Origin of the sequence: Chryseobacterium oryctis (assembly GCF_025971925.1) — a bacterium.
GTDB classification, from domain to species: domain Bacteria; phylum Bacteroidota; class Bacteroidia; order Flavobacteriales; family Weeksellaceae; genus Chryseobacterium; species Chryseobacterium oryctis.
In genome coordinates this window covers 321,558-338,028 of the sequence record NZ_JAPDHV010000003.1, presented here as the reverse complement: position 1 = coordinate 338,028, position 16,471 = coordinate 321,558, and the positions used below count along the sequence as shown (strand labels likewise).

Annotated in this window: 19 protein-coding genes and 2 tRNA genes; 16 read left to right on the top strand and 5 right to left on the bottom strand. The window is 33.5% G+C overall.

What is annotated here, in order from left to right:
- The first annotated feature begins 6 nt into the window (after positions 1–6).
- From OH806_RS08570 to OH806_RS08550, 5 genes are all read left to right on the top strand, one after another.
- Complete coding sequence (locus OH806_RS08570; RefSeq protein WP_264743261.1) at positions 7–315, top strand: helix-turn-helix domain-containing protein; 309 nt, start codon at positions 7–9, stop codon at positions 313–315.
- Between the two features lie 42 nt (positions 316–357).
- Positions 358–1,203, top strand: coding sequence for an RteC domain-containing protein (locus tag OH806_RS08565; RefSeq protein ID WP_264743260.1), 846 nt, complete (start codon positions 358–360; stop codon positions 1,201–1,203).
- A 113-nt stretch (positions 1,204–1,316) separates the two neighbouring features.
- The gene (locus OH806_RS08560; protein WP_264743259.1) at positions 1,317–1,574 is read left to right on the top strand and encodes a helix-turn-helix domain-containing protein; all 258 of its coding nucleotides are present in this window, start codon (positions 1,317–1,319) and stop codon (positions 1,572–1,574) included.
- Positions 1,575–1,580: 6 nt separating this feature from the next.
- On the top strand, positions 1,581–2,396 hold the full coding sequence (locus tag OH806_RS08555) for a transcriptional regulator (RefSeq protein ID WP_264743258.1): 816 nt from the start codon (positions 1,581–1,583) through the stop codon (positions 2,394–2,396).
- Positions 2,397–2,411: 15 nt separating this feature from the next.
- Positions 2,412–3,053: a P-loop NTPase family protein gene (locus OH806_RS08550; protein WP_264743257.1), complete on the top strand. Its 642-nt coding sequence runs from the start codon at positions 2,412–2,414 to the stop codon at positions 3,051–3,053.
- Between the two features lie 146 nt (positions 3,054–3,199).
- Here OH806_RS08550 and OH806_RS08545 read toward each other — a convergent pair whose 3' ends face one another.
- Entirely contained in the window at positions 3,200–5,752 is a 2,553-nt protein-coding gene (locus OH806_RS08545) for a KAP family P-loop NTPase fold protein (protein ID WP_264743256.1), read from the bottom strand.
- 458 nt (positions 5,753–6,210) lie between these two features.
- On the opposite strand from OH806_RS08545, the gene OH806_RS08540 reads away from it, so the two are divergent.
- The 6 genes from OH806_RS08540 (at position 6,211) to OH806_RS08515 (ending at position 12,065) form a co-directional block, all read left to right on the top strand.
- Positions 6,211–7,374: an AAA family ATPase gene (locus OH806_RS08540; protein WP_264743255.1), complete on the top strand. Its 1,164-nt coding sequence runs from the start codon at positions 6,211–6,213 to the stop codon at positions 7,372–7,374.
- Between the two features lies 1 nt (position 7,375).
- A complete protein-coding gene (locus tag OH806_RS08535; RefSeq protein ID WP_264743254.1) occupies positions 7,376–9,865 on the top strand; it encodes a S8 family peptidase in 2,490 nt (829 codons plus the stop codon).
- A gap of 236 nt (positions 9,866–10,101) precedes the next feature.
- Positions 10,102–10,281 (top strand): hypothetical protein, encoded by a 180-nt coding sequence (locus tag OH806_RS08530; protein ID WP_264743253.1) that lies wholly within the window; start codon positions 10,102–10,104, stop codon positions 10,279–10,281.
- A gap of 12 nt (positions 10,282–10,293) precedes the next feature.
- Complete coding sequence (locus OH806_RS08525; RefSeq protein ID WP_264743252.1) at positions 10,294–10,584, top strand: multiubiquitin domain-containing protein; 291 nt, start codon at positions 10,294–10,296, stop codon at positions 10,582–10,584.
- Positions 10,559–11,737, top strand: coding sequence for a ThiF family adenylyltransferase (locus OH806_RS08520; RefSeq protein WP_264743251.1), 1,179 nt, complete (start codon positions 10,559–10,561; stop codon positions 11,735–11,737). The genes OH806_RS08525 and OH806_RS08520 overlap by 26 nt, the downstream gene beginning before the upstream one ends.
- Positions 11,715–12,065: a DUF6527 family protein gene (locus OH806_RS08515; RefSeq protein ID WP_264743250.1), complete on the top strand. Its 351-nt coding sequence runs from the start codon at positions 11,715–11,717 to the stop codon at positions 12,063–12,065. The genes OH806_RS08520 and OH806_RS08515 overlap by 23 nt, the downstream gene beginning before the upstream one ends.
- A gap of 924 nt (positions 12,066–12,989) precedes the next feature.
- Here the strand turns inward: OH806_RS08515 and OH806_RS08510 are convergent.
- Positions 12,990–13,373: a hypothetical protein gene (locus OH806_RS08510; RefSeq protein ID WP_264743249.1), complete on the bottom strand. Its 384-nt coding sequence runs from the start codon at positions 13,371–13,373 to the stop codon at positions 12,990–12,992.
- Here OH806_RS08510 and OH806_RS16605 point away from each other — a divergent pair.
- Complete coding sequence (locus tag OH806_RS16605) at positions 13,258–13,620, top strand: DUF6943 family protein (RefSeq protein ID WP_406567618.1); 363 nt, start codon at positions 13,258–13,260, stop codon at positions 13,618–13,620. The two genes, OH806_RS08510 and OH806_RS16605, sit on opposite strands and share 116 nt — an antisense overlap.
- A 120-nt stretch (positions 13,621–13,740) precedes the next feature.
- The gene (locus tag OH806_RS08505; protein WP_264743248.1) at positions 13,741–13,875 is read left to right on the top strand and encodes a hypothetical protein; all 135 of its coding nucleotides are present in this window, start codon (positions 13,741–13,743) and stop codon (positions 13,873–13,875) included.
- A gap of 301 nt (positions 13,876–14,176) precedes the next feature.
- Here OH806_RS08505 and OH806_RS08500 read toward each other — a convergent pair whose 3' ends face one another.
- From OH806_RS08500 to OH806_RS08490, 3 genes are read right to left on the bottom strand one after another with little or no spacing between them, the layout of a single operon-like run.
- A complete protein-coding gene (locus OH806_RS08500) occupies positions 14,177–14,389 on the bottom strand; it encodes a hypothetical protein (protein ID WP_264743247.1) in 213 nt (70 codons plus the stop codon).
- A complete protein-coding gene (locus OH806_RS08495) occupies positions 14,373–14,789 on the bottom strand; it encodes a DUF5675 family protein (protein WP_264743246.1) in 417 nt (138 codons plus the stop codon). Before OH806_RS08495 ends, OH806_RS08500 begins: the two co-directional genes overlap by 17 nt.
- Positions 14,790–14,800: 11 nt before the next feature.
- Positions 14,801–15,556, bottom strand: a complete 756-nt coding sequence (locus tag OH806_RS08490; protein WP_264743245.1) for a hypothetical protein — start codon at positions 15,554–15,556, stop codon at positions 14,801–14,803.
- A gap of 238 nt (positions 15,557–15,794) precedes the next feature.
- Here OH806_RS08490 and OH806_RS08485 point away from each other — a divergent pair, with 238 nt between their 5' ends.
- From OH806_RS08485 to OH806_RS08475, 3 genes are all read left to right on the top strand, one after another.
- Positions 15,795–15,998, top strand: coding sequence for a hypothetical protein (locus OH806_RS08485; RefSeq protein WP_264743244.1), 204 nt, complete (start codon positions 15,795–15,797; stop codon positions 15,996–15,998).
- A gap of 276 nt (positions 15,999–16,274) precedes the next feature.
- Positions 16,275–16,348, top strand: a tRNA-Asp gene (locus tag OH806_RS08480).
- 30 nt (positions 16,349–16,378) lie between these two features.
- Positions 16,379–16,452: transfer RNA gene (locus tag OH806_RS08475), tRNA-Asp, on the top strand.
- The last annotated feature ends 19 nt before the right edge of the window (positions 16,453–16,471 follow it).

The window sequence follows — 16,471 nt, the reverse complement described above, 5'->3', positions numbered from 1 at the left end:
AAACAGATGATAAAGCCAGATTACCACACCATTTATACAGATATATTACACAAAAAATTCCCACACAAAGTAGAAGAAAACCTGTACCTTCTCCAAAAAAGATCTTTGTCCGTAATTGACATTCTTTTCCTTAACGATAGAATCTTTGGTAAATCCAATAATGAAAATCAGAAATACCGTTCCTATCAAAAATCCGACATACTGAAAATCTTGGAGTACCAGAAGAAAAACAGGCTAAATGATACTCAGTTGGCAAATCATTTCAAACTAAGCAGGAATACGGTGGCGAAATGGAAAAAAATATTTTTAGTGTAATGAAGGAGGCTTTTGCCTCTTTTTTTATTTAAGAAATCAGCTATGTATAAAATCGAAATACTTTTATTAAACCTTGCAGAGCAACTCAATTTCATTGACATAGAAGTCGATGATATCCTTCTGAAATGTGAGAAGTCAGTTGAAATAACTGTAAAAGCTATACAGGTTGCAAAAAGAGAAATTTTAAGGACGACCTTCAAATCGGATGCTGAAGAAATTAACTTCTTTAAAGAAATAAAACCTCAGTTTACATCAAAAAGAATTTATTACAACTCCGTTTATCGTATAGAAACTAAAAAACCTTCGGGGAGTATCCGTGTATTAAAGAAATATTATAATAACGAGCTCGAAAAACTCAAAAGATATTTCGATGATAACCTTGATTTTTACAAATACTACCGTACAAAAAGTACCTACCTAGATTACAAGTATTTTGTAAGAGGTACATTTGACGTGAAGCAAAATCTTGATAATTTTTACTACGAAGCAGACCTCAAGTTTACAACCTCGCACGATTTCAAAGTCGCGAAAATTATGGCAAATGACCTTATTCAGGTATACTTAGAAGATCAGTTGTCCAATTTGGATAGGAAAGAAAACAGAAGTTCGTCAGAAGTTCTGCCAAAGTCCGCAGTTTATTGGACAAGCACAAAAGTATCCCTAATTGAATTGATATATGCAATTAATGCCGCAGGAGTGCTCAATCATGGACAGCTGGAACTAAACGCAACTGCAGACTTTTTCGAAAAAGTATTCAATATAGACCTCGGGCAATACCATCGCAGCTTCCTCGAATTGCGTGAAAGGAAAAATGCAAGAACAAAATTTCTGGATTTTCTAAAAGAAGTCCTTACAAGAAAAATGGATGATGCGGATGAACTGCTATGAGTAATAGATTTTATACTTTTTTCAACAAAAATCTTTCAGAACTTCGGTAAACCTTCTGAAAAGTTCCCGATAAAAACCCACAATTTTGAAACCATAATCTTAAAACTAAAATTATGGCAGTCAACATTATTACCAAAGAAGACCTTCAGGAATTTAAGGAAGAATTACTAGAAGAAATCAAAAAATTGTTTTCATTTAAAAGTACAGAGCAAAAATTGTGGCTCCGTTCCGCTGAGGTTAAAGAACTATTAAAAATCTCCTCTGGAACATTGCAAAACCTACGTGTAAACGGAACACTCCGATATTCACGCGTCGGCGGAACACTCTACTACAACTATCAGGATATCGAGAAAATGTTGAATCAAAAATAATTTGTCATGAATTACATTCGGCATTTAACAGGCTTCTACAACAAAATCCAGCAAGACGAGCGCCTGAATCCAACACATATCAGCTTATATCTGGCGTTATTTCAATTCTGGAATATTAATCATTTTCAAAACCCAATCAGTATTTCCAGAAACGAAATGATGAGGTTAAGCAAAATCTCAGCTTTGGGGACATACCACAAATGTATCAAGGAATTGCAGACATTCGGCTATATCGAATATATTCCATCTTTCAACCCATACAAAGGTAGTTTGGTAAATCTTTACAATTTCGACAACTCAGAAGTTCAGAATTTAAACAGGAAGCATACTAAAAAACGTACAACTATTGAACAAGAATTGAACAAGCCTCGTATCAAAATCGATACAGGTAGTAGACAGGCGCTGATACCTTCTATAAACAATACAAACATTATAAACAATAAACAGAATGTAAACACACCCAAAAGTCATTCACTTTTTGAACAACCCTCTGTCATTCCGAATGAAGCGAAGCGTAATGAGGAATCTCTGTCGAATAAATTTCACCCACCACACCTTTCCGAGATTCAAATGTATTTCGAAGAAAAAGATGTACCAGCTGAAGAAGCAGAAAAATTCTTCAACCACTACGAAAGCAACGGCTGGCTGGTCGGCGGAAAATCCAAAATGAAAAACTGGCAGGCAGCCGCAAGAAACTGGCTTTTAAATGCCAAAAAATTCAATAGTAGCCAAAATTTACCATCAACTAGCAACCATCAACTAACAACTAAAAGCAACCACCTCAGCGCATCTACCAACAAATCTTATCAGGAAAAATTATAAAAATTACCACAACCAATGAAACTCCCAACTGAAGCAATAGAAATGTCTTACGATTACCAAAAAGTAGTTTCCCAGCTTATTCAAAAAGGCGAAATCCTTTTAGGTAAAAGATTTTATATTCCAATGAGTGAGCGCGGAATTATCTTCGGAATCCTCGCTTGGTTTTTGGAAGACGAGCTTGTTGCAGAAAAAATGAATATTGATCTCAGCAAAGGAATCCTTTTAAGCGGTCCTATTGGTTGCGGAAAAACCACACTTTTCAAACTGATGCAAAATTTTCCGACAAAAAGAAAAGGCTTTGGCATCATTTCCACAAGGCAGATCGTTTCAGAATTTATGCAGTCCGGCTACGAAGTTTTGGAGAAATATTCCCGCGGCAATTTCAGCCACGACATAAGAACTCCGAAAACCTATTGCTTCGACGACCTTGGTACAGAAACCACCTCTAAATATTTCGGCAACGATTGCAATGTTATGGCAGAAATCCTTTTAACCCGCTACGACCTCTTCAAGGAAAAAGGCATCATTACCCACATCACAACCAACCTTTCCGCCGCCGAAATTGAATCTCAATACGGAAATCGTTTACGTTCCAGGATGAGAGAAATGTTCAATTTGTTTGGATATGAGCAAAGTTCGGGGGATAAAAGAATCTAAAGAATATTTTGCTCGAAATAAAATATGCGATGAAATATGTTGTAGTATTATGCAAATGAAATATTATTAAAACAATAGCTTTTACTTGCGTTAATAATTTTTTTATTAATTTTAATGTCTCTATTTCACCAGTTTTACGCTTGAAATTATTGATAAACAAAGGGTATATTTTGGAATTTATAATTAATACCTAACCAATTATTTCCTTTGATTTTGTAATAAATATCCTTAAATTCTTGTGTCAATCCTGGCAAGCCCATCTTATCAAGATAAAGTTCAAAATTTTCGATTGATCCAAATAATTGCTCAATAAACTCTTTTCTTATTATAATAAGCTTTTCAAAAGGAATTTGCTCTATCAAAGCTAATGCAAATTCCTTACGATTAGAATCATTTGTAATATAGTCACGTAAAGTAGTCTGATATTTTTCAGTTGAATTAAGATGTTTTGTGCTGTGATAAAAACCCCAAAAATCCCAGTCCATTGGTCGTTTGCTTTCAATATGTTCATAAAACCGTTGTTCTAATCTACTTTGCATTTCTTGTTTAGTAAGAGGAAATTCCATTCCATATTTGGGATCGTAAGGACCTTTTAAAGCAGAAATCAATAGCTCTCTTTCCAATCTGTGTGGCGGGAATGAAGAATTTAGAAGGTAATTTATAAAATCCCTATACTCATTAGGAGTACTGTAAAATCTTAGCTGTGTATCTTCAGGCTGTCCGTTAATTTCTATTTTATCCCTTAAGCTCCTTATATCAAAACCGATAAGAAAATCCCCTTTATTAGATTTTGATTGAGCAAGTGCTAAAATTGACTTCAGTGTATTTTCAAATTCTTCTTTGTTACTAAAATTTTTCAAATTCTCTAATCGATATTTAAGATCATCTTCTTTTCCTTCCGCAATCCATTTGTTTATAGTAGCCTCTCTTATCATATTTTCTGAAGTTTGGAGAAACGATTTGAAATCATTTTCAGAAATATTGTTTTCGAAAATAACATTAGCAAAATATCTTTCAAATTTATTAGCCTGATCTACAGAAAGCAATTTATCCGGATCACTTGAATACCCAGAATCAAAAACACTCCTTGTTGTCTCAGAGTAATCAAATAAGTAATTTATAATTGCAATTGCCATTTGTTTGTCCTCATATCCGATTTTTTCTTTAAGACATATATTTGCAATTACTTCTTCAACGATTTTTATTTCTTTATCATTTCCATCTTTATCTTTTTCATTTCGGGCTTTTAAAAATAAATATCCTTTACTTTCGATTAGAATTTTTTCTTTTTGTGTATAGAGTAGTCGGTATATTGAGGGATATTTTAATTTTAGAATTTCAAGATAGATCATGTCACTGAAATTAATATCAGATAAAATATTTTTATAGTTAGTGATAATTGAATTAACCAGTTTTTTCACTTCTCTCATATTACTTATAGCCTGTGTAAAGTTACTTTGCGATTTCCTAAATTTAAAAAGATCTTCAATATCTATAAATCCATTATTTAACGCATAAGATACTTTATCGTTATATTCTGATCCAATTTTCTCAAGTAATAAATTTTTAAACGTATTTTTAAGTAAAGTCGGATCGAAATAGGGAAGTGAAAGTTCTATGTTTATGATTTTGTCGAGATAATTTCTTTCGTGAAAATGATTAATATTATCGATGCTGTTATTAACATAAGATCTGTCATAAGCAACAATGAAAAATATATTTGTAAAATTGGCAGAATTTCTGATCAATTTCAGTATTTCGAATATTTCTTTATTATCTAATCTGTCAACATCGTCAATAATGATAATGATTTTTTGATTTAATAATTTTAATTTTTTATTTATTAGTTTAAATAGTTTTTCTAAAGAAGGTGTTTTGTTATTAAGGAAAGGAATATAGGAGGTAATATCTTTTAAAAGTGGACTCGGCGTGGTAAGCAATCGATTAGAGTATTCGTCTAAATCCTTATTTAAACTGTCCTGTTCAATGTGTTCAGATAAAGTGTTAAAAAAATCTTCAATAAGAACTTTTTTGTCAAATCCCATCCACGGATTATATTCGATGATAATATGCTCCGTTTTTTCAAGCTCTTTTTTTAATAAATTGAGTGTAGATGTCTTGCCTGTTCCCCATTCACTATTTATCCCTATGGTGAAAGCTTTTTGAAAATTATTCTGGTCTACAATATTGTTTAATTTTTCTACTAAAGGTTTTAGAGAATTACCTAAAAGATCCTGATCAAAATCCTCAATTGCATCATCTTCGAGTAAAATTTTACTTTTTGCGTTAGAGTTATTAGACGAAAAAAACTTTATATAGTTTCCAAGATTTAAAAATAGCACAACGTAGATTATGTCGGCATAAAATAGGCGACTGTTAAAGTGTTTTGCCGTTTCTAACTGCAGCGGTTGAAAATCTGAAAAAAACCTTATATGACTATAATATAGTACGATTAAAAATAAGTAGAATGTTTTCTTCTCATCTGGATAAGTCGTTTTACAGTTGTTTATCTGTAAAGCGGAATAAACCAAAAGTATAATTAAGAATATAAAATCAAGAAGATAGCTTGATCTTATTTTCGATAGATACAGAATAAATTTTGTTTCAATGAGGTAATCGACTATACCAAAAGATAATAATGCCAAAAAAGTAAGAACAAAAAATTTAATGAATTTATCTAATTTAATTTCGTTTTTCATGGTATGAAAAAAGTATATTTTTATTGATCTAAATATAAGTAAATTAATTTGCTTTCTTTATTTCCATATCTCAACAAAAACGTATTTAGAAAGCGAATATATTGGGATATTTAATTGAATACTATTATAATATGAGAAAGAAAGTAGTAATTAAAAGAAATACTTATTTGGATTTTTAAAAAAATTAAGTGATAACATGTGTGATTATATGAGATGGTGCTACGATTGATCTTAAATCCATGGAAAAGATATTACTAAACATACTGCAGTAATTTTTTCCTCACCAAATTAAAATCTAAAAGCGAAATTGTTTTAGTCCTACTATGAGGAATTTTTTATTTGTTTGACATTAAGAATGGTTGTGCTTGAATTTTATTTTTTAGAAATATTAGTTGCTAAAATGGAAATTAATTTTAATTATTGGAAATTTATTGTATATTTGTGGAAATAATTCTACAATGAAAAACTTTAATATAATTCAATCTCTGTGTAGAGCATCAATTTCTGTTGCAACTCCAGCAATAGAAAAACAAATAGATCGTCTTGCGTCTTATTATGAAAAAGAAGGTATGGTGAGTGAAGCTGAAAAAATTAGAGATATTCTTGAGAATGGAAAAAAATCGGTTGAAATGTCTCCTAGTAATTTTAAAAAATCTTTTTTACCTGCGGGGGAAATTTTGACAAAACACACACAAATTCCTGTTGATAAAGAGACATCGACCCCTTTAGCAGAAGTGTTTTTTAGTGAAGATTTGCCTGATGCTATGCCTTTGTTTGATGATGATATTAAAAGAGCGGTATTTTCTGTTGTGAATGAGTGGAAAAAATTCGACAAGTTGTCTGAGATTAACGCACAACCTTCAAAGTCATGCTTGATTTTTGGAAAGCCAGGGACAGGTAAAACTCATCTTGCAAAATGGCTTGCCAAACAAACGGGTTTGCCTGTGGTTTTGGCTAGATTGGACGGCTTGGTGTCGTCGTTTTTAGGAACAAGTTCAAGGAATATAGGTAATCTTTTTGCTTTTGCTAATAAGTATCAATGCATTTTATTATTGGATGAGTTTGATGCGATTGCTAAATTAAGGAATGATTCTCAAGAAGTGGGCGAAGTTAAAAGGGTAGTGAATACATTGCTTCAATGCTTAGATACGCGAAAGGATACTGGCTTTACAATAGGGGTTACAAATCATGAAGGTTTACTAGATCCGGCAATATGGAGAAGATTTGATATTCAAATTGAAATTCCATTACCATCTCTTGTGGTTTTGAAAAAGCTTATTGAGTCATTTTTAAAACCACTTACGTACTCGGAAAATGAAATGAATTTTTTAGCATGGTGTATGGACGGTGCTTCTGGTGCGGATATTAAAAGTCTCTCAAATTGGTTGAAGAGGGTTTATATACTTGAAAAAAATAAACCAATTTTAGATACGTTGAAAGAGTTTTCAGTTCTCAATTCTGGTAGGATGTCTAAAGAGAAAAAAGAATTATTAAATAATAGAAATGAATTACTTTCTTCATTGTTGGAGGACCGAAGTCTAAATTTCAAGCAAAAAGATGTAGCCGAAATATTTAATATTGCGCCATCTTCAGTGAGTAAACATTTATCAAAATTAGGTTAAAATGGAATCAGGTAAATCTCCAGTTCAAGTTGTTTTAAATGCAGATAATTTTATTCAAAATCATGATCGACCACCAGGTGGGACGAATAAAGATTTCTTTGCTGAAAATAATGCAATGTTTAAAGCTCATAAAAACAACATACTTTCTCAATTAGATAGTATTGAAAATTTTCAAGAGAAAAATAAATTTTCAAGGTTTGTGTTTGCTAAAGTAACGCTAAGACCGTCTGCATTGGCTAAAAGTCATCGTCCAACAGCCCGAATGTTCAAAAATTCTGTGGCGCCAGTTGTGGGAGGTGGTGAATTAGGAGAGATTTATGTGGGGCTAAATTCAACAGCAATTACAGAATTAAAAAATACTGTTGAAAAAGCTGAAGAAAATATAAGAACAAAATTTGATAAAGATGGTAATGAAGTGCCCAACCCTTCTGCGATTAGAAGTGAAGTAGGCTCCATAGATTCTATTTCTGTTTATGGAAGGGAAGAAAGACGAAAATTTTCATCTAAAGATGCCGTAGAATGGCTGGCAGATAAGAGAACTGGCGGATTATACCTGATAACGTTATTTGAATCCATTCCCGCAAAAAAGGATTGGAACGTTTTTGAGGTCGATAAGGTGCAATTATTTGAGAGTTTTCTAAAAGGATTAGAGAGTTTACCTTTCGGTACTCTGGTGTTTAAAATTTCAGACAGAACTAATTTCGAAGATATTATTGGCGTTAAGATATTAAATAAGGATGAGAGATCATATATTTTAACAGATAATGAGTTACCGCCTAATTCAAAAGTATTCAAAAAAGAAACAAATCTTTCTGTAGACAATCATGAAGAATTTCTCAATTTTATTGATCAACATCCTTTGGTTAAATCTATTGGATTACCTTCCAAGATTAATAAGGGGTCAGCTTTAAAAAAAGGAGGGACAGGTAAAACACCGAGCATTAAAAAACGAAGTGCTTCAAAATATCCGAAGGTTGGCATTGTTGACGGCGGAGTTTCTACAGTTTTTAATGACTGGATCAGTGCTAAACATGATTTTTTGCATGCTGATGATGCCGATGTTGACCATGGGACATTTATTGCAGGTTTGCTCATTTCTGGAAGATCTTTAAACGGTGATGTAATTTGTAGAGAAGATGATGGTTGTGAGATAATTGATTTAGATATTTTACCGTTGAATACAAGTTTTGATGATTACTTTTTAAATCCAATAGACTTTTACAACGAATTAGAAGAGGCAATACAAATTTTAAAAGCAGAAACTGGAGTACGAATATTTAATTTTAGTTTAAATATTGATGAGCATGTTTCTTCTTCAGGATATAGTTTTGCAGCTAGGAAATTAGATGCGATTGCGGAAGAAAACGATATTGTTTTTGTTATTTCTGCGGGAAATATTACTAATAATTTAGATATTAGAAAAGAATGGTCGCTAGATGCTAATGATACACTTAGTAATTTAATTTCCTCTCGAAATGATAGACTAAAAGTTCCCGCAGAGAGTTGTAGAAATATAAGTGTAACTGCAATTAATCCGTTAGGGCTTGACAATGTTGTTCCATACGCGTTATCAAATTATAGCTGTAGAGGCCCTGTTTCAAGAGTTGGTGTAAAACCAGATTTTTGTCACTTTGGAGGTAGTGGGACCGCAAATTCTACACATGGTACCGGTTTAAAATCAATAAATAAAGATGGGGAAATTGAAACAGGATGTGGAACTAGTTACTCAGCACCTTTGGTTGCTAAAACCTTAGCGGCTATAGATAATTCTATTGAAGGAGATATGTCAAAAGAAACTTTGCTTGCACTTTGCTATCACAATTCTGAAATTCCAGAATTATATAAATCGAAAGAGTATGAAAAGATCGCGAAGCACCTTATTGGTTTTGGCATACCTATAGGTTCTGACCAAGTTCTACAAGGTGATTCCAGTTCTATTACTTTAGTTTTTTCTTCAAGAATTTTAGAAAGAAAAAAAATGAAGTTCGATTTTTCTTGGCCCTCAAGTCTTGTAGCTGAGAATAAATGTCAAGGAAAGGCTAAGCTTACATTAGTTTCTACGCCACACCTCAATTACAGCTTCGGAGCAGAATATGTTAGAGCAAACATTACTGCTCATCTTAGACAATATCAACAAAATGGCAGTAAAAAGGGACGTTTAGAGCCTTTGTATTCAATTGATACTTCAGATGCCTCATTAAAAGAAAAAAAGCTCATTGAAGATTCTTATAAATGGAGCCCAATTAAAATTTATGAAAAAAGTTTCAAAAAGGGTGTAGGCAATACTACCGATTGGGTGTTAGAAGTTGAATATTTGTTGAGAGATGGTGAAGAATTTCCAGAAGAAGGTATTCCATTTACAGCCATACTGACTATTTCAGATTTAAATAGGGAAAAACCTATTTTTAACGAAGTTAAACAAAATTTAGGCGCTATTGGTGTCAATGTAGTAGATATTCAAAATGCAACTAGAATTGTGTCAAGAGTTTAAATAAATAAATTAATCAGACAGTAGAAATAAAAATAGCAAAACCGATAAGTTGGCGCTTATCGGTCTATGTTTAGAGGTTTTTTTTTCATTGCGTGAATATTTTAGCAGGGCTTGTCACCCGAGCTACCTCTCTTATTGTTGTACAAATGTAATAATTTTTACATAAATCACAACCCTGCCCAGGGAAAGGAGTACATCCTGTTCTAATTGTACTTCAGTTAAATAATATTTAAGCAATGGCAGTAAACAAGCCTATTGGTGATAATAGCAGAAAAGGAGCTGTTCGCCAAAGAAGTCAGGTTCTTAATCCAAAAAATAATTTATGGATAAAAAGAGATACGCTGACAGGAAAGTTTTTGGATGTAAATCAAAATGGAAAACCTCACAAAGGAGTGAGAAAAGAAAAAAACAATTAAAAATTTAAAGTAATGGAATTAGATATAAATTCAGTAAATAGCCAAAATAATGGCAATGGAAAAAAGCCTGACGTAGTTATATATGTTAATGGGCGTGAAAACGTTTGGAATGAAAAGGAAATTAACTTTGTGCAGATTATAAAGATAGCTTTTGGGAATTTTGAAAATTCTGAAAGTGCTGCATATACAGTTGCTTTTAAAAGAGGTCAAGGTAATAAACCGGAAGGTGTATTAAACCTTGGGGAATCAGTTAAAGTTAAAGATAAAATGATTTTTAATGCTACAAGAACTGATAAATCATAGTCCAGATATTCATCAGTTGATGAATGAAGGTTTTAGTTTGGAATTTAAAGGTGGATATTTGCTTATCCACCACATTCCTTATGTAAATACGCTTCGAGAAGTTAAATATGGTACGTTGGTGAGTTCCTTAACATTAAATGGATTTACCACGGTAAGACCTGACAATCATGTTATTCAATTTATTGGTGATCAGCCATGTGATATTAAAGGGATAAGAATTAATGCAATTTTCCATACGGATACTTCACAAGATCTAGGAAATGGTATTGTAATAAATCGTGCATTTTCAAATAAACCTCCTGAAGGGTACGAAAATTATTACGAAAAATTTAAACGTTATGCGGAAATTATTTCTGCACCAGCGAAATCTTTAAATGATAGTGTTACGGAAGTACCTTGTTTTCCACACAGAAATCTGTCGGAAAATAATGTGTTTCAGTATGTGGATACGAATTCCAGCCGTGCAAATATTGGCTTTGTAAATGAAAAGCTATCTCATTTAAAAGTAGGAATTGTTGGATTAGGAGGAACTGGCGCATATATCCTGGATTTTGTGGCTAAAACAGGTGTTTCGGAAATTCATTTAATTGATAATGATGTTTTCTCAACTCATAATGCATTTCGTTCACCAGGAGCGGCATCTTTTGAGGAACTATGCTCAGAAATTTCAAAAGTGGAATACTATAAAGAAAAGTACTCTAACATGCATAGAAATATAAGGTCATCCAAAACCTTTCTAAATGAAGAAAATCTTGAAATTTTATCAACTTTAGATTTTGTCTTTTTATGTATTGATCGAAATTCTGCTAGAAAAAATATTGCTGAATATCTTTGTGCAAATGGTATTGCTTTTATTGATGTAGGCTTGGGAGCAGATCTTGTTCTGGATAAAATTACTGCCATGATTCGAGTAAGTTCATTTCCAGTAGATTTTAAAGGTAATCTTAATAAGTTTCTTCCTTTTGATGAAACTACAGATAATGCTTATAATTCCAATATCCAAATAGCTGAGCTTAATGCTTTAAATGCAGGTTTAGCGGTTATTAAATGGAAAAAAATGTATGGTTTTTATCAGGATTTGATTAATGAAAATCATTCGATTTATTGTTTAAACTCTAATCAATTAACAGATGAATGCGATTTTAACACATAAATTTGTTGAGTCTATTCCAAAAAAATTGGAACAAGGAGTACTTTATATTTCGCTGGAATTTGGAACGGCTATACATTTATGTATTTGCGGCTGTAAGTCTGAAGTTGTTACACCATTTTCACCTTTGGATTGGAAATTAATTTTTGAAGGAGATTATGTTTCGCTTTCACCATCTATAGGTAATTGGAGTTTTGACTGTAAATCGCATTATTGGATTTATAGAAATAAAATTATACAATGCCGTAGGTGGTCAGAAAAGGAAATTAAAGAAAATCGTAAAAAAGACAAACGTAAAAAATATTTGTTTTTTAAGAAGAAGCACCGTTGAGGTGCTTTTTTGTTTAGTTGTATCTACTATCTTAGCCTTCCCCCAGCAAATAACATAATCGAAATTATACTCATACACAGCCGCTACGGGGGTTGCTTCCACTTCGTTACTGCAACTGCCAACAAGGTATGCCTATAATTTGAGATTATGTTAAATGCTTCCCTAGCAACGGGCATAGCCCTTTTGCGCCTACGCTTTGCCAACGCTTTTCTCCCAACCCACCCATTTTATAGGATGCACAAAAAAGATGCAGATGGAGTAGACCTTTGCCAATCGTTACAGTAGCTTCTTGCGTGAACTATTTTATAGAAAATAAAAAAAATAGTTCACGCAATCAGCCACTTTCACTCACGCGCATAGCAGTATTCCTTCAATCCTCCAGGAGCTTATGCCAACGCTTTGTTTAAATCCCAATTCAAAATACAATAGTTTTATAGGCAAATAGTTTCAGTGTATTTCTTCATCGGTCTTTAAAACATCCAACAAAGCTCCTTACGTCAATCAGTCATACAGCTATCTTTCCCAACGCGCAGAACGCTTAGTTTCCAAATAAAATATTTCCATAATTGAACGGGAAAGGCAAGCATCTTTTTTGTGCGAACTTATCTACCCATTTTTGCCGAATCTTCCCATAGCTAAATCCAAGCTTCTCCAGTTCCTTCACAATAGGTATATGCAAGCATATTCCTACTGTTTCGTCACCGCACGCAGGAGTATATTGCCACACTGAATGCCAACTGCCATATACACCTGCCTTTTCCACCCCTCACCATCCTTTGCCAAGCAACTTCCCACACCTATTAATTAGCGTTTACACTAGAATATTAGTCATTTTTTAGCATAAACATAAGAAGAAATGGAAGCCGAAATTCGGCCAAAAAATAAAAAAAGAAAGCAAAGGTAGGGGGCTTCCTAAGCCAGCCGCTATATTGTGTAAAGGTCAAGCCCTACGGGTTTTTGCAAAAAGATTTTTGCATCTAAAATATATGCAAAAACTTTTCCCAAAAAACCTTGACACAATTCCTCGCCCCCTAAAAAGAGGGCTTTCTTTTTTCTTTTTTTTTCGGTTTTTTTCTTCGTTTTCTTTTGAAAAATTTTCGGCGCAGCATCAATTTTTAAATCCCACGCCATGACAAATTTTAAAGTACGTACGTACAATTCTGAAAAAGAAACGCCCGAAAATGCACTATTTATCCTTTCAAGAGGACACAACGCAGGAAAGCCACTTTTCGAACCTTGCCCGAACTGTTTTATCCTGTATTGCAACGACCAAGAAGAACGCGAAAATCTGTACTGGATATTTTTCACACTTTGGAAAAACGGCTTTTTTCATCCGTATTTGTGTGGCAGCGTTATCGAGATGCTTCGCTTGTTTGAATTCAAGAAAATTCTGCAAAATTTCATCATCCCAAGCCTTTCCAAGATGCAAGAAAACGGAAAAATACTTTCCGACATCAAAGCCGTTTGTCAGTTGGAGCAGAAGTTTACTCAGCAACTTAAGCAGCTGAACGATCTTCGTAATGCCCTTGTACAGAAGTACTATTACAAAATTTGAAAAACATATACCAATTGAGTTTTTTTTCAGATATTGTAATTTTTGTTGGTACAATATATTATTCATGCTAGATTAATTTTGTAAATTTATATAATGAATAACCATTAAAAATTTGACATTATGGCGCTTAAACCTGGACCTAAAAGAATTGCTGAGTCAACTGGAAAACCAGACAGAAGACAAAGGGATAATAAAGAAACTCCTGGCAATACAGCTTTACTAAAACCACCTAAAAAGCAGGAAGGTAAAAAATAATTTAAAACCAACATCTAAAAAAGCCTCTCAAAAATTTGAGAGGCTCATTTTGTTCCGCAGTCACCACAACTTTATTTTCGGAACTTATTTTTAATACTATTGATAAGAAATTTGACTAACAATGTTGCTATAAAGCTGGATATTCCTCCAACTGCAGCCAACAGAATTGTTTTAATCAGATCTTCGGTCTGTATATTGACAAAGATAGTCAGAATAGTGCCGAATGCAGTGCTGACTTTTGTTGAGTTATCCACGTAATTCATAGCAAATCAGTTTAAAATTTAATCTATTGAGATAAATATTAATCCTCTCGATAAATTGCAGTTTGACTAATTGCTGAGGCAATTCCGCCTGCAACTGCAAGATATCCCGAAATTGTCACTACTAATGCAGGGAGTGAAATTGGTGCCGTAGCAATCACACCACTGACTGCAGTCAGCAACAAACCTATATTTCTTATCGTTTTAAAGAATTTTGGAGTAGGTTCCTGCATTCTTTCAATTACTTTTTTCATTAAACTTGTTTTTAATGATTAATTCAATTACAAAGCCTTTTTCTAAATACGGAAAAACGCTTTCTTTCAATCGTTCAAAGGCAATCTGCGAACGGATTCCTTTTCCTTCCCCTGATAGTTCGGAAATTGGGGCAATACACCCATTCAGTTCTTTCAATGCATCATTGGCAGGATGAAACAAAATCAAATCTCTGTTTTTTACATTCATCACTTCCAAATGCCATCTGAATTTAGAACTGAACCGTTTTCTGATGCGGTAAATTCCTTCAGGAATGCAGGAAATTCTTCTTTGGTTGTTTTTCCAAGGCAATTCAATTGTTTTACAAATTTCCTTGCCGTTAAAAGATAAAATTCCATTAGTTCCAGAAGGAAAGTACTGTCTTTGCAATACTAATTTCATGATGAAGTAGATTACAATCCAACAACATCAATAAGCTTTAGCGCATTAAAAGCTCCGTTTTTAAGGGAATACTTTTCACCATTAACTTCCTGGAAGAATTCTACACCTAATGCCAAAAATAATGGCTTTGTTGAATCCGCCGTTAATTGCAATGGAATATCAATGGCTGCAGTCAGGGTATTATCCCATGGATAAATAATGGTTTCACCAGTTGGAGCAATGTAACTTTCATTTTCAAAATCAATTTCCATTGCTGCAGCTGTAAGTTTAAAATGAGTAGTTCCCCCTGGAGCAGCAACCATGTTGGATGGCACAAATGGATCAAAACTTACACCCGCTTCGCCTGTAGCCCTGTCTAATGTTTTTACCCACGGAGCATAAATGGTATTTCCTAATTTCCCATTTGCATTAAAATCAAAGCCAATTAAAAGCTCCGCTTCACCATCAATTACATTTCTTTGACCTCTTGGATTGGTAGCATCCATTTGAATGACTTTCACCATTTCTTTGGTTAGTCTGCTGACCATCCTGCTATCATTTACGTTTTGCAATAGCTGTCTGATAGAATTTCTCAAAACCTTTCCTGCTTTACCTGCGCGCCCAAACTCGGCACCGTTTTCTCTGGTTCTCTGAAAAGCGGGATCATTCTTGATTCTATCTGCTGGTATTCCGCCTTTCTCTCTAGCTAAATAACCTTCTTTGGACTTATAGAAAGTGATACCTCCTATAGTCCCGGCTAGCTTAATTATACTTTTCTGTCTTGCCATGATTATAAAAATTTAGGATTAATAATTAATTTATTGACTTATCAATCTTGAATTGTTGCAACACTTTTGACTGATTTGAATACAAAATTTGGATATTAAAATGTACTGTGAAAAGAGAGTAGCGACCAGATGTCACAATTGAGCATAAGTGTCTTATTGGAACATAAAAGACATGCATGAAATTTTGTACATTGCATGTTAGTTAACGTATAACGCGAATCAAAGGTATATTTAAAGTATGGAAAAGAATATTATCAGGGTTTGCATCTATCCGAAGGATATACAACGTATAACAGGAAAAAGTTATCGTCAAAGCACAAGATTGATGCATAAGATTAGACAATATCTTAGAAAACAACCCAACGAATTTCTGACAATCGATGAGTTTTGTATGTATTCAGGAATAAAATATGAGCAATTAGCTCACCTTATTATTGGATGAAATGCATAAATCACATAAGGTTTAGAAAAAATACCTGATGATATTCTGTAAGTTATCAAAACCTGTTCAAAAAATAGATAAGTTTGTTTGGAGAAAAGGGAAAAATATCTATCTTTGCACCCATACGATTTGCAATTAATTATTACAATATAGGAGGGGGCAAATTCGGTTACCTTAATTTTTGTACTTTTTATAAGTACGATGAATAAACAAAAAATTAAGATAGTACAAGTCCCGTCCGGATCGCAGAAGTTTTCTCAATTTCTTTAAAAAATTGATCCGGTAGTTCAGCTGGTTAGAATGCCGCCCTGTCACGGCGGAGGTCGCGGGTTCGAGTCCCGTCCGGATCGCGGAAGTTTTCTCAATTTCTTTAAAAAATTGATCCGGTAGTTCAGCTGGTTAGAATGCCGCCCTGTCACGGCGGAGGTCGCGGGTTCGAGTCCCGTCCGGATCGCAACTGATAAATCAGAATA